Consider the following 26,627-nt stretch of genomic DNA (forward strand, 5'->3'; position numbering starts at 1 on the left):
ATATCTTTTGGCTAAATGAGAGAGTGTTTACTTTAAGCCGTGAAGTTTAAAGCATTTTTCCAATTTAGCTTTAGTTTATGCTTAAAAAAAACTCATTTTTTTTGTGATTAAATTAAAACTTTATTCATAAAACCACCAATAATACGTTTATTCTACGTTAAAGATTTTCCAATAATTTTTATCATTTCCATCATTCTTTCTGACTCTACAGTTCAAAACATGAAGCTAACAAATTCAGTAGCGAAAACAATTAAGCCATAAATCTTTAGGGTTAATCTCTAAATTTTTATTAACTCCCCAATTACACCCCAATTAGCTGTAATAAAATAGACCATTAAAATACAGATAAAGCCATCTTGTATTTAATAAAATTCCATGCATAATATTTTAGAGTAATTACTCTAAAAAATAAAACAGGAATAAATAAAATGATTGGATCTAGAGAGTGGATGAGCTTAAGTAACGGAAAATTAAGCTTTAAAGAAAAAACACAAATGATTAGAGCCGTACTATTACCTGCTGTTTTAGGCTATGGCAAAACTTTTTTAAAACCCGGTGCTAATCCAATACAACTCAAACTGACAGATTTCAAAATTCCAGATACAGCGATTGTAAAAGAAGCAATAACGGAATTAGAACACACTGATTCTAAAGCAATCATCAACCATTCGTGGCGAACCTATATTTGGGGACTCGCAATGGCTGATTCAAAAAAATGGCAAATTGATGAGGAAAGTTTTGCAGTCGCTAGTTTGATGCATGATTTGGGTTTAGTTGAGCATTTAGAACAATATTCCTGTCAATGTTTTACTTTCGAAAGTGCTTTACGTGCAGAAAACTTATGCTCAAAACATCACTATCCAAAAGAAAAAACAGACAATATTTCAGAAGCAATTTGCATGCATTTGAATGGCTATTTAAATGAAAATGATCAAAATCTTTCGAAAGAAGTCATACTTTTACAAAAGGCTACTTCTTGTGATGTTATTGGTACAGATTTATCAACGTTCTCAACAGCTTTTAAAGATGAGGTTTTAGCAGAATATCCGCGCTTTAATTTTAATACAGAAATGCGAAAATTGATCAAAATTGAAGCTCAAAGAAATCCTAAATCTCGTACTGCACTTACGCTACAAGTCGGATTACCTTTAATGATTCGAATGAATATTTTTAAGGAATGATCAAATGATCCATAACACGTTCACTCAAAGAACGATTCATTTTAACCAACAACCGATCCTTGTTGATATTCACTCAAATCCTGAAAATAAACAGAGTATTATTCTGCTTGCTGCACTGGGTGTAGCAATCAGTAAATACGAAAAGTTAATTGCATCGTTAAAGCAAAATGATCTTAATGTTGTTGTGGCAGATTATCCAAATTGTGGTCGTAATCTTCCGCTGGTTTCAGCCGATATTGATTATAACTATGCGGATTTACTCAATGATTTTATTCCTCAACTTGAACAAATTGCTTTTGATTTAAATACGCACACGCCTATTTTATTCGGTCATAGTTTAGGAGGACATTTAGCAACACTTTATGCTCAAAACCATGCAAATAAAGTGATTGGTGTTGCAACTGGAAACATTGGTCTAAAAAATTGGGACTTAAAAGGTAAAATAAATATTTTAAAAGCTGTCACTGTGATTAATGCCATGATTTTAAAAGATGGCTATTTTGCAGGTTATAAAATTGCGTTTGGAAATCGTGAAACTAAATCGCTGATGCGAGATTGGTCAAAAGTCGTCTTTACGGGAAATTATCAACATATCATTGGACATGAAAAAATCGTTGAGAATAATGCTCTATTTATCCATTTAAAAGGTGATAATTTCGCACCAATGAGCTCAATGCTTGGTTTAAGTCGTTATTTTAATCATCCGAACATTGAAACCGTAGATTTATCACAACAGCTCAAAGGAAACCAACATGCTGTATGGATTAAACAACCTGAGGAAGCAGTGAAAGTGATTAAGGATTGGGTAAAGAATTCATGAAAAATCATTTTGTAAGTCCATGTAATAAAATATTGACGCCATCCTAACTATGCTCTAGCCTAATTTGTAATATGCCCAACACCTCTTCAATTTTTATAATTTGTACGTGTTGGCTTTTTTATATCCATAACTCCCATAATTGCCAATCTTTTTTAGAACCTGTTTGTTGTATATCAACATAATTACTATTTTGAATTGGTAAATTTAAATATAGCTCCTTTACACGTTCGCCCCATTTGCTATGCGGATATATCACTAAACCTTCTTTTAACCGAAATAATATGATTTTATAAAAGTTGTTTATTTTTCAATCCACCACCATGGCATTGCACCACTTTTTAAAATCTTCCGATGATTTTTAAAATTACCATCATGCTTTTCAACTTCTGCCCAAAACGCAGCACTATGATCAAAGTGTTGAGTATGTGCTAACTCATGCACACAAACATAACGTGTAATTTCAAGCACATGCAATACCAAAGCACTATTCAACATAATATCATGCCGTGAAGTACAGCTTCCCCAACGTGTTTTAGGTTGGCGAACTGAACATTCACCAAACTTTAACCTAGTCTCATGGCTGACTTGTTTTAAATAGATCGGTAAATGGTGTTTTGCGTAGGCGATCACAAATGCTTTTAAGTATTGTTCAGGCTGACGATCACTGACTAAAAGCTGATGATTTTTCTCATCATAAATATAAGAATTTTTTTGAGTTTGATAAATGAGCTGTAAAGGTTGTTCTAAATTAAAAAGCATTAATTCAGTTGGCAAAGTTCGCTCAACTTGAACGATTTTTTCTTGTTGTTTATGCCATGTTTCAATCATCCATTGTTCAGACTGACTGAGAAAATCTTGGATTTGCCTTTTTGAGCAAAATTTTGGCACAGTTAAACGAATCTGCGTAGGTTCTACACGTAAACGTAAACGTGTTGCCCGTGCATGATGCGTAATTTGTATTTCGGGTAAGTTTGAGATCATTTATTCTATAATTACACATAGAATCTCCCTCCTTGCGTCATTTCATTCCTTACCTTTCATAAAGGGGAAGGCTCCATTGTAAATGAATTAACGGAGTGAAAGCCCCTCTTTTTAAAGAGGGGTTTGGGGAGATTAAAAAATAGTTAAACCGCTGTACGCTCTTCAATACCATTATTGGTCGCAACGATGGCAATATCCGCTTTTTGAATTGCGAAAATGCCGTTACAAACTACACCCGGAATATCATTCAGTGTTTTTTCAAGTTCTAATGCATTTAAAATATTCAAATTAAAAACATCTAAAATCACATTACCATTGTCGGTGACTACGCCTTCACGATAAGCAGGATCACCACCCAAAGAAACAATTTTACGCGCAACAGCAGAACGTGCCATTGGAATCACTTCAATTGGTACTGGGAAATCACGACCTAACTGATCAACCCATTTTGAATCATCAACGATACAAACGAATTTTTTAGCAATAGATGCAACAATTTTTTCACGAGTCAATGCAGCACCACCACCTTTGATCATATGCAGATGACGATCGATTTCATCAGCACCATCAACATAAGCATCCAAACCACCAACATGGTTCATATCAACCACTTCGATGCCAAGCTTTTTAAGACGTTGTGCCGTTGCTTCAGAACTTGCAACCGCAGCTTCCAGTTGTAATTCAGGTAAAAGGTCAATTAAGAAATTTACAGTACTTCCAGTACCTACTCCCAAAATGCCCCCTTTTGGTAAGTGTTTTAAAGCGGCTTTGGCTGCTGCTTGTTTTTTCTCATCTTGGGTTGCATAAAGGCTCATGACATCTCTCAATTAAATTTCAATTTCCTGCACATTTTGCATAATTTTAAAACGCAAATGTACAGCGGTTTGTTACAATGATCGCTCATTTTAAACTGTTAGATGGAAAATTAACATGCTGTCTCGTTTGGTTCGACAAATATTACAGGCAACCGTCTATGACGTTGCAATCGAAACCCCACTCGAAGCAGCGCCACGAATTAGTGAAAAACTAAACAATAACATTCGCTTTAAACGCGAAGACTTACAACCTGTCTTTTCTTTCAAACTGCGTGGTGCGTATAACCGCATCAGTCAATTACCGAAATCTCAGTTGGAACGTGGCGTTATTACTGCTTCTGCGGGTAACCATGCTCAAGGCGTGGCATTATCTGGTCAAAAGTTAGGAATTCGTGCCATTATTGTCATGCCAAAAACCACACCTGATATTAAAGTCCAAGCTGTAAAACGCTTAGGCGGTGAAGTGGTACTGCATGGCGATTCTTTTGATGTTGCCAATAAATACGCCATCCAACGTGCCAAAGATGAAGGCATGAGCTTTATTCCGCCTTATGACGATGAATTGGTCATGGCTGGTCAAGGTACTATTGCCAATGAAATTTTACGTCAATGGCGTGATGTCGAATATGTTTTCGTCGCTGTAGGTGGCGGCGGTTTAATTGCAGGTGTTGCTGCTTACTTAGGCGATGTTGCACCACACGTCAAAGTTATTCCAGTTGAATATGATGAATCTGCGTGTTTAAAAGCGGCTTTTGAAGCCAATGAACGTGTGATTTTACCGACTGTCGGTTTATTTGCAGACGGCACAGCGGTTGCGCAAATTGGTGAAAAACCTTTTGAAGTGATTCAATTACAAAAATCGGATAACTCAGGTCCTATCGTTGAACGTGAGGTTATTTTAGTCAATACCGATGAAATCTGTGCCGCAATTAAAGACACTTATGATGAATGTCGTAGCATTGTAGAACCTTCAGGGGCGATGGCTTTAGCAGGGATCAAAAAATATGTTGCTGAACATGAACTTTCTGGCAAAAACATGGTGTCGATTGTTTGTGGTGCAAACATGAATTTCGATCGTTTACGTTATATTGCTGAACGTACAGAACTGGGTGAGCGTAAAGAAGCTATTTTTGCAGTCACGATTCCTGAAGAAAAAGGTTCTTTCCTTAACTTCTGTCGTGCCTTACAAGGTCGTAATATCACTGAGTTTAACTACCGTGCGAGTGATGCATCAGCAGCGCAAGTATTTGTTGGAATCAGTTTAAAAGCGGGCGAAAAAGAGCGCCACGATATCTACGAAGCATTAAAGCTACATTATGATGTTGATGATCTATCTGATGATGAAGTTGCGAAATTACATATTCGTTATCTCGTTGGTGGTCATGCAGATATTGAAAATGAACGTCTTTTCCGTGTCGAATTCCCTGAGCGTCCAGGTGCTTTATTAACGTTCTTAGAACGTTTGGGGCCAACACATAACATTACCCTATTCCATTACCGTAACCATGGTGCGGCAGAAGGTCGTGTATTGGTTGGTCTTGAAGCGACTGATGCTAAACAAAATCCTGATGGTTTAATTGAAACATTGGAAAGTATTACTTATCCTTATGCAGAAATTACCAATAACTTAGGTTATCAGCGTTTCTTGAAATAGAATTGTCTTTCAATGCACATCAAGCTCTTGTCAAATAGAGCTTGATGTATATAAGTATTTTGAATTTAACAATCAATCATCATCTGACAAAAAACTACTCAAATTAAATGGTTTAAATCGTTCATAATATTCGATGGATGGATGCGATCCAATAAATTGCTTACGAAATAACTTAATAAATTGTTCTATTTTTTTAGGTTGATCTGGCACAGCCATCCAAATCTGTTCAGATGCGTAAATCAACAACATTCGATACCCCTGCTTTCTCACCTCGTTATAAATTTCTTCCAGAACAATATCGTAAACATGGCTACGTAAAGCATAAAAATTACCAATTAAATCTTTATATTTTTCAAAATGTTCAAATAATGGCGCTGTTCTTAACTCAATCCTGTTTTGGATTGCATCAACATCCACACTTAAATCCTGAAATAATGCACAAGTCTCAATACCATTATCAAAATGTTGATCACGATCAATACTTAAAAAATAACCACGATATTTGTATTCTTGAAGATCATCCTCAGTCGTAGGCTCTGTTATATTTTTAGGAGATAGCCAATAATAGAAAGTATCAAAATCCCTTCTAAATTTTTTCTTTGGAATTTTCAGCGACTCCAACTCTGGAAACCATGCTTGTAAGTGTTGATATATCTTTTTATCATCCATTGTTTATTCAGTTTTTAAAAAGAGAACAAAACTATACTTTAAAAAGCCTTAATGTTTCAAACCTCAGGTCGATCTCGAACAATCAAACAAAGCATAATGTTCTATAGTGATATCTTCATCATGGAATTGTTTATTAAAATGTTTACAAAATTTTTCAATCTTATGGTCTTGATTAGGAACAGCTAACCAATAATAATCATCTGCGTAAATTAAAAGCAATTCAAAATTATGCATCTTCAATATTGTTAAAATTTCTTCAAAAACGATATCAAAGACCTGATCTTGTACATTGTAATAGCGTCCAATAACAGCTTTATGTTTTTCGAAATGGTCTAAGATCGGTTTAGCTCGTAGGCGAATTGTGGTCTGCACATGCTGAGCATCTAAATGATGATCTTGAAAAATAGCACTACGCTCGATTTCATTTTCATGAAAAGTATGCCGATCAATTTTCATTACATAAGCACGTAAATGATTTACCACTTTTTCTGCAACTAACCAGCCTAAAAACTCCTCAAAATCTTTACGCTTTTTCTTTTTGGGTATTTTTCTTTCCAGCAATTCTGGGAACCAGTGCTGGAGTATTTTGAAAATTTTTTTATCATCCATTTTTATACTTCAACTTAAGCTAAGTTTTAGAGTGAAAATCCATCTCTTCAAATGAAGTATATTTATGGTTTTTTAAATATTTATGACAAGATATGACAAGAAAAATGACTATTTTTACATTTAGCCTATTTTATTGTCCTTTTACAGATTGGCTGCTGAATAGTTTAAATATAAAATGTGTATAAATTAAATATGATGATATCAATGCGAGTTTCGCATGATGATAAGGATTTTTTAGATTATGGCATTATTTGCTGTTATCGGTTTAGGGAGTTTCGGAGAAGCGACCGCTTTAGAACTCACCAACTTAAATCACGATGTGATTGGGATAGATATCCTCAAAAAATATGTTGAAAATATCGCAGATAAAATTAGCCATGCAGTGATTGCAGATGCAACAGATGAGCACGTTTTAGAAGAGCTTAATGTTAAAAACTGCGATGCTGTAGTGGTTGCGATTGGTGAAGATATTGAAGCCAGTATTTTATGTGTCCTACATTTAAAAAATTTAGGAATTGATAAAATCTACGCCAAAGCAAAATCTAAAGCACATCATATGATTTTGTCGCATTTAGGCATTACTAAAATCATCCATCCTGAAGAGGATATGGGGATACGGGTTGCACAATCTCTAAGTTATCCGATGGTACGACGTTATATGGCGCTGAACAATGATCGCTATATCGTTAAAATTGAGATCGCTGCAAATTTGCAAGGCGCTCAATTTCAAACAGTCATGGAAAACTCACCTGAAATTAAAACTTTAATGTTACAACGTGGCTCTCATGTACTCTATGAGGTTGCGCCTGGAACCATTTTACAGGAAAAAGATATTTTAATTCTTGAAGGTCCTGTAGAAATGTTAAGACAATTTTCAATACGGTTTTTATAGTTGTAATCTATGCGTTTATCTAAAAATGAACTGGTTGATAAAAAACATAATCGTATTAATCTCAGTCCACCGAGTTTACTTGCTTTAGGTTTTTTAAGTTTCATCATTATCGGCACATTGTTGCTGAAGCTTCCTTTCGCCCATCACGGCGATTTAACATGGATAAACGCACTCTTCACAGCGACTTCTGCGGTAACCATTACTGGGCTCTCTGTGGTCAATATTGGTGAGTCTTTTACCACCTTTGGTCAAGTCATTGTCATGTTACTGATCCAATGTGGCGGTTTAGGCTTTATGACCTTTGCTATTCTTGCAGCATTAAGTCTATCTTCCAAAGTTGGGCTTAAACAGCAAATCATGGCGCAAGAAACTATTGGACAAACCAGCTTAGCTAAAGCCACATTTACAGTAAAAGGTGTTTTTCTTTACTCATTATTTTTTGAAGCGATTGGTACAGCTATCTTAACCATGGCTTGGTCGCATCATTATGATCTTGATAATGCTTTTTTCTACGCTCTCTTTTACAGTGTTTCAGCGTTTAATAATGGTGGATTTTCTTTATTTCCCAATAGTTTAATGAGCTTCTCAGATCAATACATGGTCACCTTTACCATCAGTATGCTCTATATTATTGGCGGTATTGGTTTTGTCGTGCTTATGGATATTAAGCGAGCAAAACGCTGGAAAAAGCTTTCAACCAACAGCAAACTCATTCTTTCGACCATTGCAGGACTCAACCTATTTGCCTTTATTGTCATTTGGTTAATAGAAGCATCTAATCCGCTAACACTTGCACCAATGTCTGTAGGTGATCAAGCTTTGAATGCATGGTTCCATGCGACTGTACCCCGCTCTTCAGGTTTTAACAGCTTAGAAGTGGGTAATATGAGCAATGCTTCAACTTTAGTGACTATGGTTCTGATGTTCATTGGTGGTGGTTCTTTAAGTACTGCTGGTGGAATTAAAGTCGGCACATTTATTATTATGATCTTAAGTGTGATCACTTTTCTAAAGCGTTCAGATGAAATTACTGTTTTCGGTCGTTCAGTTTCACATCAAGCAACATTTAAAGCACTTGCGGTGATTGCCATTACATCATTGCTGATTTTAATTGGCTTTTTCACCTTGTTGATTTTAGAACCCAATAAAAAATTCTTAGATTTATTATTTGAAGCTGTTTCTGCTGCTTGCACTGTTGGTCTATCACGTGGAGTCACTGAAGATCTGCAACCCGGCAGTTTAGTCGCCTTAATGTTTTTAATGTTCGCAGGTCGTTTAGGGCCTTTAACCTTGGCCTATCTCATTGCAACACCAAATAAGAGTCGAGTCAGCCGTCCAACAACAGAAATTCAAATCGGTTAAAAGATTAAAAGATAAATTCAAAAACAATAAACCCTCACTTGCTTCAAAGTGAGGGTTTATCTACAACGGTTTATTCACGAGTTTGAATGATCAACTATTCGAAATAATCAATACCAATTCATCAAAGATACGCCTAAACCGACATAGGTCGCACGGTGATTATAATCAATCAAACTTTCGCCATAACCATCAAAAATTTGGAAATTACCTCGAAGTTTTCCTTTAATTGGAAATGCCCAATCAAATTGAACTGCGCCATGAGAGTCATCACCACCTTTAAGAGAATGGCGTAACATCAATGAAAAATCATGATCATTCCAACGATAAAATGCAGTCATGTCACCACGACCCATATAATTTTTAATGTCTGGGTTGTTATCGTCTTTAAAATCTTCTTCCATACGATACCAAGGACGCAACATCAAGGCAAAGTTATCTTTTTCAAAACCAAGATTCAACATAACGCGATTCCAACTTCTTGAAAGTGGATCTGAACGTCCGTTAGATTGGTGATTTAAAGTAAGACCTAAAAGTCGCCCGTTGAGTCCCAACAAATTATAGTTGGTGCGGAACATCAAACTTGCTTCAGGTTCATAATTGGTTTCACGGAAAGGACGTGATTCGTCTGCATTATAAACTTGCCAACGAGAAGACTGAGTATAGCCTAACCAAAGATCACCATTTTTACCAAAAACATTTTCAACCGCTTTGGTTTTTAATGAAATTTGGAATTTGGCTTCCATTGATTTTAAGTTTTGATCTTCTTCAACATCGTTTTGAGGATTTGGACTGTGTGGAAATGAATTCTTTTCTGTCGTCCAAAATGCGGGCAACAAATAAACAGGTTGGTGCGCACGAATATTCCACGTTCCTAATTTACTGTCTTGAGAGAGTTCCCAACGTTTATCCAATAAAGAGGTATTTGGATCAATTTTATCGCCATGAATAGCAAAAACAGTTTCTGCTTTTTGTCCGATCTTCTCTGTTAACGTAATTGGTTCATTTTTCTGAATTTCAATTTCTTGCGCAGCACGTTGCTCCGAAACGATCACGGGAGCAGGTTCACTTGGTGTCTTGAAAATTTTGTCATAACACGCCAAACGATCTGCATTAGATTCTAATGCCACACATGCTTGTGTACTTGCAGGGCTAATCAGTGTCGCATCATCTGCTTGTGCAACCTCCACCAAACTAAAACTGAGCACCATAAGGGTGCTCAGATTCAATGATGTACGTTCAAAACTTTTGAACGACATAAAACTCTCCAGTCTATTTAATTCACTTTTTTAATTTCAAAACCTAGCTTTTCTAAAACTTCTTTTTTCGCAACTGGCGCAACCACTGCTTTCACTGGTTTTTGTTCAACCAAGTAGGTTTGCGCAACACGCTTAAGATCATCCATAGTAACGTTTAATAAACGTTCACGTAATTGCTTTCTAAACGCAGGTGTTCGTCCATGAAGCAAAGCATAACATGCCGTAATTGCCTCACCTGCTGGCGAACCCGGTTTATCCATACTTGAAACAAGACCCAAAATCGCTTCTTCAAGCTGATAAGCATGCTGTTCTTTATTCAACAACCAATCTACACTTGCTTCAAAATCTTCAAATGTTTCTGCAAGACGTGGGTCACGATAACTGTAGAAACGGAATGAGCAAGCATTGCCGTCATAGCTCGCACCACCACCATAAGCGCCACCTTTTTCACGAATCGCGCTGTGTAAGAAGCCATTACGTAAATAGCCTGCAAGTGCCATCAATGGCGCTGCATCAGGATGTGCAACATCTACCGCTTGATATGCTGACGCACAGAACTGAACATTGGCTTGAATGAGCCAAGCTTGATCTAAGTTTTGTGAATTCGCTTCATCAAATTCAACTTCAGTTAAATAAACAGGTGATTTGTCGACTGCAAGTTTATCCCAAACGGTCTGAACTTCTTCAACTAAACGATCTGAATGATGTTCTTCACAGACCAATAAGAATTGTTTTGGTGCAAGCATCAAACCACGATGAATGGCTTTCAACTCGTCAATTAACGCATTATAAGCAACATCATCTTGTTCGATTTTTTCAACGAGATCGCCTAACCAGTTCAGCGCACCCAGCCCTGTACTGTCATAATCACGTTTTGCCAAAGCACTCATATTACGTGAAGCGATTTGCATCGCATAACTATGCCCTGACCCAGATAAACGAGATGCCCAACGTGTTTTACGTTGTTGTAAAAGCTCGATAATTCGGTCTTTTTCATCAAAACGTAATTGCTCAAAAGCGAGTTTTAACAATTGAATTGCATCAAATTTATTTGTTAATGATTTGGTTGTAAGGGTTAACCATGCACTGATTTGACCTTTATCATCGGTTTTTGAACGTAAAGATGCACCCATTCCCAAACCACCACTTACGGCAGTTTGTAATTGTTGTAATTCTAAATAATCGTACTGCCCTGCACCAACTTCACCCATGAGAATAGATAACAGGTTGAAATATGGAGACTTTACAATTTGGTCAGGAATTTGGATTAAAACTTGTTGATAATAAATACCATTGGTTCCTGCATGATACAGATTTAACGGCGTATCTAAACCATTAGAAATAATCTCACGCAATTGACCTTGTACAATCGCAAGTTCCGCAGGAATATCTTCTAAACCTACTTTCGGCAATAAAGACAAATCATCTGGTGTTTCTTGACGAACTTTTAAGGCTTCAGTTTGCGCAATAATTTCAGCTTTATCCGCTTCTGTTAATGCTTCACCAATTTTCGCCAAACGTGCTTTTTCGTCTTCAGCTTCTTTTGCCGACTTAGTTGCATCTGGTACTAAAGTCATTTGCACACGATGCGGATTGTCCAATAAATGGGTCTGTATTAAATTCGACAACCACATTGGATCTTTCAGTTCTTCCTTCACACTGGCCATAGCGCTATCGACATCCCAAGTATGAATTGGGTCATTGTGATGGATTGCACTGCCTAAACCATTCAAAATAAGCGTTAAACCATAAGGCGTACCATCACCACCAATTTCACGCTGATGCAATTCAATTTGATGCAAAATCGCATCAACCATGTCTGTATCTACAGGTTTAGAAGCAACATCTTGAAGAATGTTCAAGACACCATTTTTAAACTCTGCTGCGTGTTCAGGGTTTGAACCTTGTACACCACAATAGAAGGTCATTTCATAGTTTGAATCATCTACACCCATGATTGGGCCTGTAGATTGCGCATAACCACATGTTTCCAAGTAATGACGTAATGGTGAAGCCGAGTCCTCTAATAGAATGCCTTCAACCAAACGCATACCTAAACGTAATTTCACATCACTGGTTTGAGGCAATAGCCATGAAAGGATGTGATACGTCTTATCTTTTAAGTCTTCTGCATCAACCGCATACGTTTCTTGTACTTCAATCGGCGCAGTTAAACGCTGCTCAGCTTTAGAATAAAGCGTTTCACCTTTTGTAAACTTAGACAGTGCTAATTTTTCAAACTGTTCTTGTAAGTTATATGCTGACTCATCACCAAAGGTCATAAATACCGCATTACTTGGATGATAATGTGACTTATAGAAAGTCACTAACTCTTCGTAAGTTAAATCTGGAATATCTTTAGGATCACCACCTGAATTGTAGTGATACGTTGTTTTAGGGAATAAGTGATGCGCTAATTGATGATAAAGCTGATCTGAAGGAGAACTCATTGCCCCTTTCATTTCATTAAATACCACGCCTTTATACACAGGCTCATCATTTTCCAACTCAATACGAATACCTTCTTGTGCGAAATCCAAAGAATTCAAATTGGCTGCAAATGCTGCATCCATATACACTTCAAGTAGGTTTTGGAAGTCTTTTTTGTTCTGTGTCGCAAATGGATATGCTGTCCAATCCGCTGCTGTAAATGCATTCATAAACGTGTTTAATGAACGGCGAATCATCAAAAAGAACGGATCACGCACAGGGAATTTTTCAGAACCACATAATGCGGTGTGTTCTAAAATATGTGCTTCACCTTTGGAATCCATAGGCTGCGTACGAAAAGCAACCAAGAAAACATTTTCATCGTGATCTGTTGCTAAGTGATAGTGCACTGCACCTGTAACTTTGTGCTTATATTCTGAAACTAAAATGTCTAAAGCTTCAACATGGTGTTGACGTACCAACTGAAACGCAGGATGAACAGTTTGGGCTAAGGTTTCAGTCACATCTACAGTCATGCGATCTCCAAAATTAAATATTTATCTATGCTTTTAAGTATAACCCAAAGTTAAATAAATGCGATTCATTCTTATCACTAATTCTTATTCATTTAGTCAGGATTATACGAAACATCAATAAATTGATATAAAAATCTAAGTTTGTATAAATTTGTCAAAGCAGAATAAAAAAGTGATGATCAAAATCATGATCATCACGATAAAAATGACTAAAAAAGTAGAGAAATAAGCTTGTCTAAATACAACATTACACCTTATTTAATTCCAAATTCAGATTCTTTTTCCTACGATTATCAATATAAATACAAAGCAAAATAGCAACCAGTAAAACAGCTGAAGCCACAAAGCGACTTAATGCTAAACCACCGTGATCTAATGGTTTATCTAGAAAATCACCCACGACTGCACCGAGAGGACGAGTGAGTACAAAAGCTGTCCAAAAAAGTAAAATGCGAGATAAATTAGTGAAGAAATACAACCCAATAACAATACCGAGCAAGATCACGTACAACATGATTCCCCCCGTATAACCTAGACCTGCTGTATCAGATGACCAATCGCCTAAAGCTGTACCCAATGTTTGAGAAAAAGTAATGGTTAACCAATAGAAAATTTCAGCTCGAGGTTGCTGAACATGAGGTGAAATTGAGCCTTCAACTTTGCGCCAAGTAAATAGAGACAAAACGACTAAACTCAGTAATAAAGTACTTCCACCTAAATATCCTATTCCTAAGGAACGATCGACAAAATCGGCTAAAGTTGTCCCGACTGTGGTACTGGCAATAATCGTAAACCAATACAAATAAGGATGATAAGTTTTGGTACGAATTTGAAAAAATACAAAGAGGATAAATACAAAAGCAAAAATAAATGTACTGAGTAAATAGCCGAGATTTAAAGACATTGAAACTGCATCACCTGCCGTTTCACCAAAGGTCGTGGCAAAAATTTTAGTGATCCAAAATAACAGTGTAACTTGGGGAACTTTCGAGACTAATTCAGAGAGCTGTGTTTGCTTCATGATCAGTTCAGCCATGACTTATTATTGAGATGATTTACATCATGCGTTTCTAGTCTTAAAGCAAAATTAAAATCAATTTACTGAACCAAAAGCAACCACACTATTCATACAATTTTTTTGTACCTTTAAGTCTGCAGAAATATTTTCTGTTTTCAACATTGGGTATGAACCTATATCCTTATAATATTGAATGCCTTGTACAACACATTGATCATATTGAGATAATTTTGTTGCAGTTTTTCCACTGTCCCAGTTCTTCAAATAAGAAAAAATTATTAACAAAATGATAGAAATAAAACCAATACCAATAAAAAACTGTATTTTTCCCGAATTAAACCAAGATTCTTTTTTACGTATAGAATCACTTTCAGTCTTTCCAAAGGATTCATTCTTTGCTAAGTCATATAGATAGAACCAAGCTTTATTTTTTTCTACATCATTCAGATTTCTTATTAGCTCATTGAATTCAGGAATTTTTTCAATAAAATCATTAAGATCACTATAATTTTCACTTAAAATCATTAATTCTTTATTTTCTTTAAAAAAATCTTTAATTTTATTAAATTCAGTTATATTTAAAGGTGATTTCAATATATGCATGTACTTGTTCTCTTTCCACTTAGAATTGAAATTCACATTTTATGAATTATAAAAACATAAAAAATAGGTTTGATCCATTTGTCTGTAAGTTAAATTTGTCAACTTATCTCGTCTATCTCAAAAGATAATAAAATTAAACCTAATACTATTTCAAATATTTTTAATTTCAATACCATATCAATCTTGAATCTTACCAATACTCCATTTTGGATCAGAAGCATTTTTAAATGCAAAGTATCCTTCTGGGAGTTTTTCAATTTGAACTAGAGTTGGTTCTCCTATTTTTAAATGCCCATAACCTACATGGTGAATATTATCAATTTCAACATCATCATAGCCACATAAGAACTGCCAATCATTATCAATATGAACAACATAACGAATTTTTCGGATTTTATGAAAAACATGCTCACAACATATAACTACAGTATCATTTTCTAAGTTATTATCCATAAATTCTATCACTTAAATTTCCAATCATTCATTATCTGAGACTCTCTCAACAATTCTTCAACCCTCTTAAGTTTGGCTCTAAATACATGTTTACTTTTTAGTGCAAACTTAACTATCCAATATTTCAAACATTTCTAGTATTTTAACGAATAACCTTTCAGACAATTCATTCAATTCCAACCGTCCTTTAAATTTAAAATATTATGATGTCTCAATTAAGACGGTTTTAGACAAGAATAATTTAACAAAATTCGATAAAACCGTCATATCACACTAGTTTTTAAAATATTTCAGTAACTTTTCTCATCATTTAAAACTAAATCAAATACTTAAAGTAATTATAATTTGAATGATTTTCTACAAATACATAATTCTGCTTTTGATAAAACTGTGCAGCAACTTTAGTACCTGTAAATAAACACAAAGCTGAAAAATTAGGTTTTGCCCTTTTCTCAAGTTCTTGTAACAACTTCCTCGCCAATCCAAACCTGCGATATTCAGGTAATACATAAAAACGGCGTACTCGACCAATTTTATATTTTGCTTCAGCTTTATTGGCTTCCTCATCATCACTCATCTGAATATTTAACCCACCACAGGCAACAAGTTTTGGCCCATCAAAGGCAACCAGTAAAAACTCACCATGACGATTAAATTGATTTGTGCCTTGCTGAAACTCATCAACAAGTTTTTGAATGAAATGGAAGCCTTCTTTTTCTGAAGCAACAACCAAATCTTGAATCTGCGAAGGTAATTGATCTACCTGTTGAATTAAAATACCCACACAACCTCCAATGCATTTATATGACAAATGTAATTGAAATTTATTCAACAAACTACTGCTAAGCTGAGCATTGGTGTAAACTTTGTGTTTTTAATGTTAGATGTGATGAAAAACATGGCTACAGTTGACCTTTTTGCAATTGGTAATGCACTCATTGACCAAGAATTTAAAGTATCTGATACGTTCTTAACCGAACAAAATTTGCAAAAAGGCACCATGCAATTGACCGATGGTGAAACTCAGGCCCAACTTTACAATAATTTAAAAGCAAGCCAAATTTATAAGGGACAAGCTTCAGGTGGTTCAGCTGCCAATACAACTGTTGCATTCAGCGCACTCGGTGCTCCTGCTTTTTATGCATGTCGTGTAGGGAATGATGATTTAGGTACAATTTACCTCAATGGTCTAACTGAAGCAGGTATTCAAACCTCTGCAAAATCAATCAGTGAAGGTGTAACTGGCACTTGCATGGTTTTGGTCAGCGATGATTCTGAACGTACCATGCATACTTACTTAGGCATTACTGCTGAACTTTCAGATGTTCAAATGGATTTCGAACCATTAAAAACAGCACAATGGCTTTATATTGAAGGTTATTTATCGTCCAGCGATTCTGCACGTGCGGCAGTAAAACAAGCGCGTCAAATTGCACGTGAAAATAATGTAAAAATCGCACTGACTTTATCTGATCCTGCAATGGTTCAGTACGCACGTACTGGCTTAGATGAGATGATTGATGATGGTGTAGACTTAATCTTCTGTAATGAACATGAAGCCATGATGTATACAAAAACAGATTCAGTTGAAGCTGCATTGGCAAAATTGAAATTACTGAGCAATGAAGTTGTCATTACATTAAGCGCAAAAGGTGCCATTGTTTCAAACCAAGAACAGCACTTTCATGTACAAGGACGTAAAGTCATTGCTGTCGATGCAAATGGTGCCGGTGATGCATTTTCAGGTGCATTCTTATATGCCTTAAATCAAGGTGAAAATTTACAAACTGCGGCACAGCTTGCTATTCTTATTTCAAGTGAAGTGGTTTCTAAATTCGGCCCTCGTTTAGAAATTGCAGAATATGCCAATTTACTTGAAACATTCAAAAAGGAATGTGCATAAATGTCTGAAAAAATTGCAATGACAGAAGAAATTCAAGAGCGCACAGCACGTGCTTTTGACACAATGACGGGCGATACTATTTTTATTACCCAACGTGATGGTGCATTCTATGCTTACCAAAATGTATGCCCGCATTTACAGACTGAACTTGAGTTTTTAGAAAATCAATTCTTAGATCAAGATGGTGAATATATTCAGTGTTCTACACACGGTGCACTGTTTGAGGTTGAATCAGGTGAATGTATTTCAGGGCCATGTATGGGTGATAAACTTGAAAAAGTAAATATCGCTGTTCACTCGGATGGTGGTATTTATATCATTGATTAATTTAAATTATTTTAAATAATCAATAAACCAAAGGACTGTCATGTTGGAATTCTTATCAGAATCTGAATTAATGCCGTTTCACATTTCTGTGGTGGCGCTATTTCTGCTCAGCATGGCAGAAACCGCGGGATATTATATCGGAATACGCCCAAGTACCTTTTTAAAAAAAATCTCCCCACATTGGTTAATTGTATCTCCACTGGTACAAGTGAAGTTTTCCAAAGTATTGATTTTTGTATTCTTATTAATTAATTTTAGTTTCGCTGGTTATTTTCTTCAATTGGTCATGTTTGCCACGCAACAACACTTTGTCGCTTGGTATTACGTCATCTTACCTGCTTTAGTGATCGCAATATTCTTTACCGTCTTCATGATCCATTGCTTGGATCAGGTGATTAAACCCAAAGTCATCACAAATCAAGTAAATCTGCTTGGGCGTTTAGCCACCGTATCTAGTGGAAATGCTCGTCCAGGGTTTTCCGCACAAGCACGGGTTCGAGATGAATATGGGCAATTACATTATGTACAAGTAGAGCCTGAATTTGGCGAGTTAGAGTTTCAATCACAAATTATTTTGATCCGCTTCCGAAAATCACACTATATTGCAAAGAAAATCTCGATCTCAAATCATTTATTCAGTTCTGAAAATTTTTAATACTATAATTTGAAAAATAACACGCACATGATTATTTTCATGTGCTATAAAATGCTCATCACACTCTCAAAATAAGTAAATTGCACCCTGCTCTTTTTATCTTTAAGTCACTATTAAAACTCAAGTTATTATCATATTAGCGCTTAAATTTAAACGTATCTTGATCATATTTTTACATGTTTCTTTATAAAATAACCTAAGAATATCATGCATATTCAATCACGTTTTATAAGCTCATATATAACATAAGCAACTTATTCTATTCCTGTTTGATATTACCAACTCGATCCAGTATCAAAACCGTATAATTGCAGTGTTTCTCATTCATAAATTCATCAGAATAAATCCCCCTACACTCAACCAAATAAATAACCTATTAATTTAGTCGGTTTTATTTTTGAGAATAAACATTTAAACCAACCCTTTTACTATGATTAATTTTACTCCATTTTTATTTTAAAAATTCTTAAAAATTAATTCAAACCAAATTGGTAGGAATTAATTTATTAAACATTACTATTTCAGTTGGTTTTAAATGGATTAAATACGACTGTTTTAATCAACTTTTATTTTAAATATTTTTAGTTTATTTTTTGATAAATCAATAATATAACCCATTGTTTTAATTACACTTAATAAAATATTTTTATTTTAAATGTATTTTCTATTTATTTTATGTAGTGTTTTGTTTAATAATATAAAAGTAATTAAATTATAGGCTTTAACCATGAGCTTAAAATCAAATGATTTAAATCGTCGTCTAGTCAAAGAAATAACAATCATATTAATAATTAAGATTGTTCTTTTAATGACGATCAAACATATCTGGTTTGATGCACCGACAATTCCTAAAAATTTTGACAATCAAGTTGCTGAGCGTATCGCTGGCAGTCCTTCCCAAACCAAGGAGACACGTTGATGATTTCTGAAAGCGTGGTCGATCTTTCGCGGTTCCAATTTGCAATGACCGCGATGTATCACTTTATTTTTGTACCGCTGACACTCGGTTTAGCTTTTATTCTTGCCATCATGGAAACCACTTATGTGATTTCAGGTAAAGAAATTTACAAAGATATGACCAAGTTCTGGGGGAAACTCTTCGGCATTAACTTTGCCTTAGGGGTAACCACTGGTCTAACCATGGAATTTCAGTTTGGTACAAACTGGGCGTACTATTCACACTATGTAGGTGATATTTTTGGTGCGCCACTCGCTATTGAAGGATTAATGGCTTTCTTCCTTGAATCAACCTTTATCGGTTTATTCTTCTTTGGCTGGGATCGCCTTTCAAAAGTTCAACACTTAGGTGTGACATGGTTAGTCGCAATTGGTTCTAATTTATCTGCTTTATGGATCTTAGTTGCCAATGGTTGGATGCAAAATCCAGTCGGTTCAGAATTTAATTTTGAAACCATGCGTATGGAGCTTGTAGATTTCGGTGCTTTGATCTTCAACCCAGTTGCTCAAGTAAAATTTGTACACACTGTTTCTGCGGGTTATGTCACTGGTGCAATCTTTGTTTTGGCAATCTCTAGTTATTATTTATTGAAAAAACGTGATTTGCCATTCGCTCGTCGCTCTTTCGCAATTGCTGCAATCTTCGGTTTAGCATCTACATTATCGGTTATTTTACTAGGTGATGAATCAGGTTATGAACTTGGCGATGTTCAAAAAACTAAATTAGCAGCGATTGAATCTGAGTGGGAAACACACCCTGCACCTGCTTCATTCACGTTGTTTGGTATTCCAAACCAAGAACAACAACGTACTGACTATGCAATTAAAATCCCTTATGCAATGGGGATTATTGCAACACGTTCAGTTGATAAACAGGTGACTGGCTTAAAAGATTTGATGGTTCAACATGAAGTACGTATCCGTAATGGTATGGTGGCTTATAGCGAACTTGAAAAACTTCGTGCAGGTGATCGTTCTCCTGAACTGATGGCATCATTTAAAGAAAATCAAAAAGACTTAGGTTATGGCCTACTTCTGAAAAAATATACGCCAAATGTTACAGATGCTACTGAAGCACAAATTAAATCTGCAACTAAAGACACTATTCCTCATGTAGCAAGCTTATTCTGGTCATTCCGTGCAATGGTTGCTTCAGGTTTTCTCATGTTATTGCTGTTTATCTTAGCCACATTTGCCGTAGCTAAACGCAATGCTGAAAAAAAACCATGGTTACTCAAATTTGCATTGTTTGGATTACCTTTACCGTGGATTGCTGCTCAAACAGGTTGGTACGTTGCTGAAGGTGGTCGTCAGCCATGGACAATTGGTGAAGTACTTCCTACTCATCTATCTGCATCGAGTTTGAGTACAGGTGATGTTTGGGGTTCAATCATTGCATTAGCTGCATTTTATACAGTATTGCTGATTATTGAGATGTATTTAATGATCAAATTCTCTCGTTTAGGGCCAAGTTCTTTACATACGGGTAAATACCATTTCGAAAAACTTGAAGCAAACACGAATGCAAATCAAGCTGGGGAGACTCAATCATGATCGAATATGAACTTCTCAAAATCATCTGGTGGGTATTGGTTGGGGTCTTATTGATTGGTTTCGCCCTAACCGATGGTTTCGACATGGGCTCTATGGCACTCATGCCATTTGTAGGTAAAACTGACGATGAACGTCGTGCAGCCATCAATACCATTGCACCTCACTGGGAAGGCAACCAAGTTTGGTTTGTGACTGCTGGTGGTGCGCTATTTGCTGCATGGCCAATGGTTTATGCAACTGCCTTCTCAGGTATGTATTGGGCGCTACTCTTAGTCCTATTCGCACTCTTTCTCAGACCTGTGGGCTTTGACTACCGTTCTAAACTGACCAATACCCAATGGCGTACATCATGGGACTGGGGTTTATGCATCGGTGGTGCTGTACCTGCATTAGTTTTCGGCGTTGCATTTGGTAATATGTTCTTGGGCGTACCCTTTACTTTAGATGAAACTGTACGTTCAACCTATACAGGTAGCTTCTTTGCCCTACTTAATCCATTTGCATTGGTCTGTGGGCTTGTAAGTTTATCTATGCTTTGTGCACACGGTGGTGCATGGTTAATGTTACGTACAGATGGTGACCTACGTCAACGCTCTGCTAAAGCAACACAGTTGATGGGCATTGTATTCTTAGTTTGTTTCTTAGGCGCTGGCGCATGGTTATATTTTGGTGGTATTCAAGGTTATACCCTTGTTACGCCTTATAATACCAATGGTGTTGCCAACCCTTTAGCAAAACAAGTACTCACCAATATGAACCCAGGTTGGATGAATAACTATTCAATGTATCCTATCACCATGCTTGCTCCAATCGCTGCGATTTTAGGTGCAATCATGATTGTCTTGGGCGCAGGAAAGAATAAGGCTGGAATTAGCTTCGCAGGCTCTACTTTAGCTGTAACTGGCTCGATCTTAACTGCTGGCTTTGCGCTATTCCCATTCTTAATGCCTTCTAGCATTAACCCAACAGTCAGTTTGACCATGTGGGATGCTGTTTCAAGTAAGAATACCCTAACCGTAATGACCGTTGTTGCTTCTATTTTTGTTCCGCTTATTTTGGCTTATACCACATGGTGTTATTACAAAATGTGGGGCGTGATTACCAACAAACACATTCAAGACAATTCACACAGCCTTTATTAAGGCTGTGTCATAACCTAATTAATATCATTGGAGAATAAGCTATGTGGTATTTTGCTTGGATTCTTGGGGTTTTGATGGCGTGCTTTGCAGGTGTTTTAAGCGCACTTTATATCGAACATCATCAAGATTTGGATGAGGAATAAACCATGACAGAAATTGCAATGACAACAGAAGAAAACAAGCCGAACAAAATTGCGATGGCCATTTCATTTTTGATGGCATTGCCGCTTGCAAGTGTTTTATTAATTCACCCTGCCATGATGCTAGATGTCAATGGTCACTATAATCATAGTGCCTTGATGATGGTGATGATTGGAATTTCAGGTGGATTCATTCACGGTGTAGGATTTCTGCCACAGTTTTGGGTTTGGAAATGGCTGTTTAGCCCTTATATTGCATGGCCACTCATGCTTTGGGGCTATTACACTTGGTTCTTGACCTAAGTTAAAGAAATAAGAAAAACCCTGATGAATTCAGGGTTTTTTATTTACCAATCAATAGACATATCAATTCGATCTACAATCCAACTAATATTTTTATCATCCAAATAGCCATAATTACTCAATAAAATTTCATCAAATATAGAAAAGTCACCGACGGTTAAAGTTCCGTTTTCTAATACACCGATGATTTCATAAGCGAAAGAGTGATCTAATTTGCGAACTTGCGGGGTCAAACTTGATTCACAGATCTTATATTCATCGAAAATATTAAATTCCAATTCAACTTGATATTCTCCAAGTAGCTCAAACTTGAAATTGTAATCATTACAAAATACATTTATTGCAATACCACCGACTTGAATCCAAAAAGATTCTTCTACAAGTTCATCTCTTGAAATAAACTTAATTTTATAATTCATACATTACCCATTATATTTCAGCTAATTATTGCTTTTCGCATCTCAATTAAATGCAAATCAACTATCGGTTTTCCAACATCAGCATCTAAAGGATAATTATCTATCACACCCGTCTGCACATAACCACGGCGCTCATAATACGCAATCAATTCAGTTCTTACACTCAATACCCACATCACAAAGTTATTTAAACGACGATGTTTTGGATAATTTGATAATTCACTCTGCTTAACACACTGCTCAGCATAGTCTAAAACCTGTTTACCCATACCTTGATTTTGAAAATGCGGTGCGATACAAAATATACCTATTTCTACATCGTGCTCATTAAACGTTAAACCGATACAAGCAACGATTTCCCCATCCTGTATAGCAATCCATAATTGGACGTTGTCTTGAGATAATGCATGTTCAAGCTGTGAGCTATTTATACGTTGCCCTGTGACAATTTCAGCTTCACTGGTCCAACTATTGCCTTGTTGTTGGCGGTATGCGGAGTTAACTAAATCCACAAGTTTTGCAATATCCACACTTTGTGCAATTCTAAATTTTAAATGGTTCATTTCATTTATTTTTCTATATTCTCATCACGGCAAATATAACAGCTTTAAAAAATCAAAACATAGCTTATATCAACATTTCTGAGTTACAAAAAAAGACCATCAAATGGTCTTTAAAGTTGAACTCTTTAAATTTCTAAATTATTGCTCAGCCAACCACGTCATAAACTTTTGACGTTCTGCCTTAGACGCTTTTTGCCACATTTGAATCAATTGTTGATCTGTTGAATTTGTACTAGAAACTGCGCTTGTGTTATTGATTGAAACTGGTTGCACGGTTGTAGTTTGTGCTGTTGTATATACTGCTGCTGGTTGATTGCTCGGTGCTTTATTGCGTGAAGTCAAATCAACAACCTTTCCAAAAACACCAGTGCTTAACCACGGTTTTTGCTCATTATTCGCACCTGTTTGCTGTACCAATAATTGATTATTGCGGTCATAGATTGCCACAGTAGGCTGCTCCGCATACTTTTTAGCATCATCAAAACTTTTAGGTGCATTGACCAAAGCCAATTTATAAGTTTGACCATCCTTCAAATTAGGCGCTTTAATCGTCACAACACCCGATTTTAAAATGTCATGTTCACCATTTAAATGCTCAAAATACTGTTGATAGCGCACACTCAAATCTACCGTCCCTGCATCAACTTTATATTCATTGTTTTTTGAGCGGAATAATCCTGCATTCACTTCTTGATCATTCACCGCAAGTAACACAATTTCCTCAGGTGCAGAAATCGTCACTGCTGCAAAAACTGATCCGCTGAGCATTAAACCAAATGCAGCAATTCCGTATTTAAATGTCATGTCGCGCTACTCTTTTGTCAAAAAACTGTAAAATTTAAAGCACTATGCAATGTCGTGATGACAGTTTTATGACAAATGAATATTGGGTATTATTTGTTGCTTAAATTTAGTTAAAATAACCTAAGCTCGGGATAAGGCATATTCCCAACCATATGATACGCGGAAACGTCAGTCGCATTGTTCGAGGCAGGACTACATCTGTAATATACTGTTTTTGCAATACATTTGGTACTTGATAGTATCTGTCGAGTTGGCGACTGACAAATGGTTTTGCCCTTGCGTGGCAGTGCCACTCATCCCGAAAGCCTTGCGAGGTAATACCTCTCAGGTCGAACCTGAACAAGATTGAAATATATTTCAAGCGAAGTGCAAGACGAAGTGGGTTAATCCTTACATCTGACTTTAAACGGTAAGACTCCGCTGCACCTGATCAATTTTTTCAATAACTTACATCAGAGTTTATCCCGAACTGACGTTAAAATAGAATTACAAATAAAAAAAGAGCACCGAAGTGCTCTTTAATATTTTTAAAAATTTGTTCAAATAAACAATTAGTTAAAAGTTTTAAAACGTGTTGCATCATCAATAAATGTTTTTTCGCCAGCAGGTGCTTCAATTGAACCGAATACTAACTGTGCACGAAGTTTCCAATCTGCTGGTACACCAAACACTTCTGCAACTTCTTCATCTACAATCGGATTATAATGCTGTAATGAAGCGCCAATACCCGCTTCTGACAAAGCTGTCCACGTTGCAAACTGTGCAATTGCGGTAGAATGCTCAGACCAAACTGGGAAGTTATCTGCATACAAAGCAAACTGTTCTTGCAAACCTTTGATCACAGCCATGTCTTCATAAAACAATACTGAACCTGCGCCTGCAATAAAACTATTAATTTTTGCACTTGTACCTTCAAATGCTTCCGCAGGAACAATTTTACGTAAAGTTTCTAAAACGATCGTCCAAAATTTAACATGTGAGTCGCCAAATAAAATCACAGCGCGTGAAGATTGTGAGTTAAATGATGATGGACTTTGTTTCACTGCTTCTTTGATAAGTTCTTCTATTTTAGCTTGATCTAAACTTACATCTTTACCAATTGCATAAATTGTACGACGTTGTTTAATTTGATTTAAAAAAGACATTACAGTATTCCTTCGCTGACCATTTTGGTCGTGTTCTTTAAGATGATGCTAGTGTAGGTGATCTCTACGATGGCATCAGCCTTATATCAATAACAAAGTGTTCTATTTTTGGAACAATAATATTTATGCTAATTCTATATTTTCGTATTTTCAATTTTTTCCTAATAAATTTAAGACAATAAAAAACTTCGCATAAAGCGAAGTTTTTAAAATAAATCATTTATTCAACATGTTATGAACAAAAATAAATATTTAAAATTATTTATCTGTTTCAAATAATGCAGCAACGAATGCTTTTGCAGAAAATGGACGAAGATCATCAATTTTCTCACCCACACCAATAAAACGAATAGGTACATGACTACGACTTGCGATATTAAATAACACACCACCTTTCGCAGTACCATCCAATTTGGTAATGGTTAGACCTGTCAGACCAACAGCCTCATCAAAAGTCTCAACTTGATTAATCGCATTTTGCCCTGTACCTGCATCAACAACCAACATGATTTCATGCGGTGCTGTTGCATCAATTTTTTGCATAACACGTTTAACTTTAGTCAACTCTTGCATTAAGTTACTTTTGTTATGCAAACGCCCTGCTGTATCGGCAATGAGTACATCAACACCTTTAGCTCGCGCACTCTCAAAAGCATCAAAAATAACCGAAGCACTGTCTGCACCATGACCTTGCGCCACAACGGCAATATTATTCCGTTCGCCCCAAATTTGAAGCTGTTCAGTTGCAGCAGCACGGAAAGTATCACCCGCAGCCAGCATGACTTTCTTACCTTCACCTTGTAAACGTTTAGCAAGTTTACCAATCGTCGTAGTCTTACCTACACCGTTGACACCTACCACTAGAATCACAAATGGGTTTTTATTTGGATCAATATGCAAAGGTTTTACACGTGGTGCAAGTAATGCAACAAGTTCTTCTTGCAATGCTTTATACAATGAATGTGAATAAATCAAATCACCACGCGCTGTACGTTCAGTCAAATTTGCAATAATTGTTTTCGTTGCATCAACACCAATATCAGCAACTAAAAGCTGTTCTTCAACTTCTTCTAACAACTCATCATCAATTTCTTTACCACCGATGAGGATGTTGACCATACCATCCGCAAAATTCTTGCGTGATTTGGTCAAACCTTCCTTCATTCGACTAAAGAAACCACTTTTGCTTGTTTCTTCAACGTCAGTGGTTTGTTCTGTATCTGTAGCCTTTACAGATTCTTGCGTTTCAGTTGGAGCAGCTTCTATTTTATTATTTTCAATAATAGGCACATCAACGGCTGGTAAACTAGGTAAAGTGACATCGTCATCCCCGATATCCGCATCAATCAAGAATTTATTTTGCTGTTCTTGCATGCCGATTCCTTGAAAAGCATAGCGTTAAAAAAGAAAGAGTTTAGCATAAATTACGCTGATTT

Annotated in this window: 28 protein-coding genes; 13 read left to right on the forward strand and 15 right to left on the reverse strand. The window is 36.2% G+C overall.

Going from position 1 to position 26,627, the window contains the following annotated elements; genetic code table 11:
• The first annotated feature begins 428 nt into the window (after window positions 1-428).
• Both CDA10_RS03150 and CDA10_RS03155 read left to right on the forward strand, forming a co-directional pair.
• Window positions 429-1,181, forward strand: coding sequence for an HD domain-containing protein (locus tag CDA10_RS03150; protein ID WP_089604062.1), 753 nt, complete (start codon window positions 429-431; stop codon window positions 1,179-1,181).
• Window positions 1,182-1,185: 4 nt separating this feature from the next.
• The gene (locus CDA10_RS03155; RefSeq protein ID WP_089604063.1) at window positions 1,186-2,001 is read left to right on the forward strand and encodes an alpha/beta fold hydrolase; all 816 of its coding nucleotides are present in this window, start codon (window positions 1,186-1,188) and stop codon (window positions 1,999-2,001) included.
• A 300-nt stretch (window positions 2,002-2,301) separates the two neighbouring features.
• Here the strand turns inward: CDA10_RS03155 and CDA10_RS03160 are convergent, their stop codons facing one another.
• Together CDA10_RS03160 and rpiA are read right to left on the reverse strand one after the other, a co-directional pair.
• Entirely contained in the window at window positions 2,302-2,982 is a 681-nt protein-coding gene (locus tag CDA10_RS03160; protein WP_089604064.1) for a YgjP family zinc-dependent metalloprotease, read from the reverse strand.
• A gap of 143 nt (window positions 2,983-3,125) precedes the next feature.
• On the reverse strand, window positions 3,126-3,797 hold the full coding sequence (gene rpiA, locus CDA10_RS03165; RefSeq protein WP_089604065.1) for a ribose-5-phosphate isomerase RpiA: 672 nt from the start codon (window positions 3,795-3,797) through the stop codon (window positions 3,126-3,128).
• 115 nt (window positions 3,798-3,912) lie between these two features.
• On the opposite strand from rpiA, the gene ilvA reads away from it, so the two are divergent.
• Window positions 3,913-5,451, forward strand: a complete 1,539-nt coding sequence (gene ilvA / locus CDA10_RS03170) for a threonine ammonia-lyase, biosynthetic (RefSeq protein WP_089604066.1) — start codon at window positions 3,913-3,915, stop codon at window positions 5,449-5,451.
• Window positions 5,452-5,523: 72 nt separating this feature from the next.
• On the opposite strand, the gene CDA10_RS03175 is transcribed toward ilvA, so the two are convergent.
• Both CDA10_RS03175 and CDA10_RS03180 read right to left on the reverse strand, forming a co-directional pair.
• A complete protein-coding gene (locus CDA10_RS03175) occupies window positions 5,524-6,120 on the reverse strand; it encodes a hypothetical protein (protein ID WP_089604067.1) in 597 nt (198 codons plus the stop codon).
• 63 nt (window positions 6,121-6,183) lie between these two features.
• Window positions 6,184-6,729 carry a hypothetical protein gene (locus tag CDA10_RS03180; RefSeq protein WP_089604068.1) on the reverse strand — a complete coding sequence of 182 codons (546 nt, stop codon included), beginning with the start codon at window positions 6,727-6,729 and terminating at the stop codon, window positions 6,184-6,186.
• A 241-nt stretch (window positions 6,730-6,970) separates the two neighbouring features.
• Here CDA10_RS03180 and CDA10_RS03185 point away from each other — a divergent pair, with 241 nt between their 5' ends.
• Window positions 6,971-7,621, forward strand: coding sequence for a potassium channel family protein (locus tag CDA10_RS03185; RefSeq protein ID WP_089604069.1), 651 nt, complete (start codon window positions 6,971-6,973; stop codon window positions 7,619-7,621).
• Between the two features lie 9 nt (window positions 7,622-7,630).
• Window positions 7,631-8,983, forward strand: coding sequence for a TrkH family potassium uptake protein (locus tag CDA10_RS03190; RefSeq protein WP_089604070.1), 1,353 nt, complete (start codon window positions 7,631-7,633; stop codon window positions 8,981-8,983).
• A gap of 107 nt (window positions 8,984-9,090) precedes the next feature.
• Here CDA10_RS03190 and CDA10_RS03195 read toward each other — a convergent pair whose 3' ends face one another.
• From CDA10_RS03195 to CDA10_RS03220, 6 genes are all read right to left on the reverse strand, one after another.
• The gene (locus CDA10_RS03195; RefSeq protein WP_089604071.1) at window positions 9,091-10,239 is read right to left on the reverse strand and encodes a phospholipase A; all 1,149 of its coding nucleotides are present in this window, start codon (window positions 10,237-10,239) and stop codon (window positions 9,091-9,093) included.
• 17 nt (window positions 10,240-10,256) lie between these two features.
• Window positions 10,257-13,205 (reverse strand): insulinase family protein, encoded by a 2,949-nt coding sequence (locus CDA10_RS03200; protein ID WP_089604072.1) that lies wholly within the window; start codon window positions 13,203-13,205, stop codon window positions 10,257-10,259.
• Window positions 13,206-13,452: 247 nt separating this feature from the next.
• The gene (locus tag CDA10_RS03205; RefSeq protein ID WP_089604073.1) at window positions 13,453-14,241 is read right to left on the reverse strand and encodes a COG4705 family protein; all 789 of its coding nucleotides are present in this window, start codon (window positions 14,239-14,241) and stop codon (window positions 13,453-13,455) included.
• 57 nt (window positions 14,242-14,298) lie between these two features.
• On the reverse strand, window positions 14,299-14,826 hold the full coding sequence (locus CDA10_RS16975) for a hypothetical protein (protein ID WP_228704589.1): 528 nt from the start codon (window positions 14,824-14,826) through the stop codon (window positions 14,299-14,301).
• 177 nt (window positions 14,827-15,003) lie between these two features.
• On the reverse strand, window positions 15,004-15,279 hold the full coding sequence (locus CDA10_RS03215; protein WP_089604074.1) for a hypothetical protein: 276 nt from the start codon (window positions 15,277-15,279) through the stop codon (window positions 15,004-15,006).
• Window positions 15,280-15,595: 316 nt separating this feature from the next.
• Complete coding sequence (locus CDA10_RS03220; RefSeq protein ID WP_089604112.1) at window positions 15,596-16,063, reverse strand: GNAT family N-acetyltransferase; 468 nt, start codon at window positions 16,061-16,063, stop codon at window positions 15,596-15,598.
• Between the two features lie 114 nt (window positions 16,064-16,177).
• Here CDA10_RS03220 and CDA10_RS03225 point away from each other — a divergent pair, with 114 nt between their 5' ends.
• The 8 genes from CDA10_RS03225 to CDA10_RS03260 all read left to right on the forward strand — a co-directional run bounded on the left by CDA10_RS03225 (window position 16,178) and on the right by CDA10_RS03260 (window position 22,260).
• Window positions 16,178-17,182 carry an adenosine kinase gene (locus tag CDA10_RS03225; RefSeq protein ID WP_089604113.1) on the forward strand — a complete coding sequence of 335 codons (1,005 nt, stop codon included), beginning with the start codon at window positions 16,178-16,180 and terminating at the stop codon, window positions 17,180-17,182.
• An 18-nt stretch (window positions 17,183-17,200) separates the two neighbouring features.
• Entirely contained in the window at window positions 17,201-17,509 is a 309-nt protein-coding gene (locus CDA10_RS03230; protein WP_089604114.1) for a Rieske (2Fe-2S) protein, read from the forward strand.
• Window positions 17,510-17,549: 40 nt separating this feature from the next.
• A complete protein-coding gene (locus CDA10_RS03235; RefSeq protein ID WP_089604075.1) occupies window positions 17,550-18,164 on the forward strand; it encodes an OB-fold-containig protein in 615 nt (204 codons plus the stop codon).
• Between the two features lie 727 nt (window positions 18,165-18,891).
• Complete coding sequence (gene cydP / locus CDA10_RS03240) at window positions 18,892-19,083, forward strand: cytochrome oxidase putative small subunit CydP (RefSeq protein ID WP_010114557.1); 192 nt, start codon at window positions 18,892-18,894, stop codon at window positions 19,081-19,083.
• On the forward strand, window positions 19,083-20,675 hold the full coding sequence (locus CDA10_RS03245) for a cytochrome ubiquinol oxidase subunit I (RefSeq protein WP_089604076.1): 1,593 nt from the start codon (window positions 19,083-19,085) through the stop codon (window positions 20,673-20,675). The genes cydP and CDA10_RS03245 overlap by 1 nt, the downstream gene beginning before the upstream one ends.
• The gene (gene cydB, locus CDA10_RS03250) at window positions 20,672-21,817 is read left to right on the forward strand and encodes a cytochrome d ubiquinol oxidase subunit II (protein ID WP_089604077.1); all 1,146 of its coding nucleotides are present in this window, start codon (window positions 20,672-20,674) and stop codon (window positions 21,815-21,817) included. Before CDA10_RS03245 ends, cydB begins: the two co-directional genes overlap by 4 nt.
• A gap of 41 nt (window positions 21,818-21,858) precedes the next feature.
• A complete protein-coding gene (gene cydX / locus CDA10_RS03255; RefSeq protein WP_004653762.1) occupies window positions 21,859-21,960 on the forward strand; it encodes a cytochrome bd-I oxidase subunit CydX in 102 nt (33 codons plus the stop codon).
• Window positions 21,961-21,963: 3 nt separating this feature from the next.
• Entirely contained in the window at window positions 21,964-22,260 is a 297-nt protein-coding gene (locus CDA10_RS03260) for a cyd operon YbgE family protein (RefSeq protein WP_089604078.1), read from the forward strand.
• 44 nt (window positions 22,261-22,304) lie between these two features.
• Here CDA10_RS03260 and CDA10_RS03265 read toward each other — a convergent pair whose 3' ends face one another.
• The 5 genes from CDA10_RS03265 to ftsY all read right to left on the reverse strand — a co-directional run bounded on the left by CDA10_RS03265 (window position 22,305) and on the right by ftsY (window position 26,565).
• On the reverse strand, window positions 22,305-22,679 hold the full coding sequence (locus CDA10_RS03265; RefSeq protein WP_089604079.1) for a hypothetical protein: 375 nt from the start codon (window positions 22,677-22,679) through the stop codon (window positions 22,305-22,307).
• A 17-nt stretch (window positions 22,680-22,696) separates the two neighbouring features.
• Window positions 22,697-23,242 (reverse strand): GNAT family N-acetyltransferase, encoded by a 546-nt coding sequence (locus CDA10_RS03270; protein WP_089604080.1) that lies wholly within the window; start codon window positions 23,240-23,242, stop codon window positions 22,697-22,699.
• A gap of 138 nt (window positions 23,243-23,380) precedes the next feature.
• Window positions 23,381-24,046 carry a YccT family protein gene (locus CDA10_RS03275; RefSeq protein WP_089604081.1) on the reverse strand — a complete coding sequence of 222 codons (666 nt, stop codon included), beginning with the start codon at window positions 24,044-24,046 and terminating at the stop codon, window positions 23,381-23,383.
• Between the two features lie 551 nt (window positions 24,047-24,597).
• A complete protein-coding gene (locus tag CDA10_RS03280) occupies window positions 24,598-25,191 on the reverse strand; it encodes a nitroreductase family protein (RefSeq protein WP_089604082.1) in 594 nt (197 codons plus the stop codon).
• Window positions 25,192-25,449: 258 nt separating this feature from the next.
• Window positions 25,450-26,565: a signal recognition particle-docking protein FtsY gene (gene ftsY, locus CDA10_RS03285; RefSeq protein ID WP_089604083.1), complete on the reverse strand. Its 1,116-nt coding sequence runs from the start codon at window positions 26,563-26,565 to the stop codon at window positions 25,450-25,452.
• Window positions 26,566-26,627: the final 62 nt, after the last annotated feature.

It is taken from the genome of Acinetobacter piscicola, assembly GCF_002233755.1.
Taxonomy (GTDB): Bacteria; Pseudomonadota; Gammaproteobacteria; order Pseudomonadales; family Moraxellaceae; genus Acinetobacter; species Acinetobacter piscicola.

Excerpts from the sequence above, each read along its gene's own strand:
- CDA10_RS03150 (WP_089604062.1), top strand. The coding sequence starts at position 429 with ATGATTGGATCTAGAGAGTGGATGAGCTTAAGTAACGGAAAATTAAGC.
- CDA10_RS03155 (WP_089604063.1), top strand. The coding sequence starts at position 1,186 with ATGATCCATAACACGTTCACTCAAAGAACGATTCATTTTAACCAACAA.
- CDA10_RS03160 (WP_089604064.1), bottom strand. The coding sequence starts at position 2,982 with ATGATCTCAAACTTACCCGAAATACAAATTACGCATCATGCACGGGCA.
- rpiA (WP_089604065.1), bottom strand. The coding sequence starts at position 3,797 with ATGAGCCTTTATGCAACCCAAGATGAGAAAAAACAAGCAGCAGCCAAA.
- ilvA (WP_089604066.1), top strand. The coding sequence starts at position 3,913 with ATGCTGTCTCGTTTGGTTCGACAAATATTACAGGCAACCGTCTATGAC.
- CDA10_RS03175 (WP_089604067.1), bottom strand. The coding sequence starts at position 6,120 with ATGGATGATAAAAAGATATATCAACACTTACAAGCATGGTTTCCAGAG.
- CDA10_RS03180 (WP_089604068.1), bottom strand. The coding sequence starts at position 6,729 with ATGGATGATAAAAAAATTTTCAAAATACTCCAGCACTGGTTCCCAGAA.
- CDA10_RS03185 (WP_089604069.1), top strand. The coding sequence starts at position 6,971 with ATGGCATTATTTGCTGTTATCGGTTTAGGGAGTTTCGGAGAAGCGACC.
- CDA10_RS03190 (WP_089604070.1), top strand. The coding sequence starts at position 7,631 with ATGCGTTTATCTAAAAATGAACTGGTTGATAAAAAACATAATCGTATT.
- CDA10_RS03195 (WP_089604071.1), bottom strand. The coding sequence starts at position 10,239 with ATGTCGTTCAAAAGTTTTGAACGTACATCATTGAATCTGAGCACCCTT.
- CDA10_RS03200 (WP_089604072.1), bottom strand. The coding sequence starts at position 13,205 with ATGACTGTAGATGTGACTGAAACCTTAGCCCAAACTGTTCATCCTGCG.
- CDA10_RS03205 (WP_089604073.1), bottom strand. The coding sequence starts at position 14,241 with ATGGCTGAACTGATCATGAAGCAAACACAGCTCTCTGAATTAGTCTCG.
- CDA10_RS16975 (WP_228704589.1), bottom strand. The coding sequence starts at position 14,826 with ATGCATATATTGAAATCACCTTTAAATATAACTGAATTTAATAAAATT.
- CDA10_RS03215 (WP_089604074.1), bottom strand. The coding sequence starts at position 15,279 with ATGGATAATAACTTAGAAAATGATACTGTAGTTATATGTTGTGAGCAT.
- CDA10_RS03225 (WP_089604113.1), top strand. The coding sequence starts at position 16,178 with ATGGCTACAGTTGACCTTTTTGCAATTGGTAATGCACTCATTGACCAA.
- CDA10_RS03230 (WP_089604114.1), top strand. The coding sequence starts at position 17,201 with ATGACAGAAGAAATTCAAGAGCGCACAGCACGTGCTTTTGACACAATG.
- CDA10_RS03235 (WP_089604075.1), top strand. The coding sequence starts at position 17,550 with ATGTTGGAATTCTTATCAGAATCTGAATTAATGCCGTTTCACATTTCT.
- cydP (WP_010114557.1), top strand. The coding sequence starts at position 18,892 with ATGAGCTTAAAATCAAATGATTTAAATCGTCGTCTAGTCAAAGAAATA.
- CDA10_RS03245 (WP_089604076.1), top strand. The coding sequence starts at position 19,083 with ATGATTTCTGAAAGCGTGGTCGATCTTTCGCGGTTCCAATTTGCAATG.
- cydB (WP_089604077.1), top strand. The coding sequence starts at position 20,672 with ATGATCGAATATGAACTTCTCAAAATCATCTGGTGGGTATTGGTTGGG.
- cydX (WP_004653762.1), top strand. The coding sequence starts at position 21,859 with ATGTGGTATTTTGCTTGGATTCTTGGGGTTTTGATGGCGTGCTTTGCA.
- CDA10_RS03260 (WP_089604078.1), top strand. The coding sequence starts at position 21,964 with ATGACAGAAATTGCAATGACAACAGAAGAAAACAAGCCGAACAAAATT.
- CDA10_RS03265 (WP_089604079.1), bottom strand. The coding sequence starts at position 22,679 with ATGAATTATAAAATTAAGTTTATTTCAAGAGATGAACTTGTAGAAGAA.
- CDA10_RS03270 (WP_089604080.1), bottom strand. The coding sequence starts at position 23,242 with ATGAACCATTTAAAATTTAGAATTGCACAAAGTGTGGATATTGCAAAA.
- CDA10_RS03275 (WP_089604081.1), bottom strand. The coding sequence starts at position 24,046 with ATGACATTTAAATACGGAATTGCTGCATTTGGTTTAATGCTCAGCGGA.
- CDA10_RS03280 (WP_089604082.1), bottom strand. The coding sequence starts at position 25,191 with ATGTCTTTTTTAAATCAAATTAAACAACGTCGTACAATTTATGCAATT.
- ftsY (WP_089604083.1), bottom strand. The coding sequence starts at position 26,565 with ATGCAAGAACAGCAAAATAAATTCTTGATTGATGCGGATATCGGGGAT.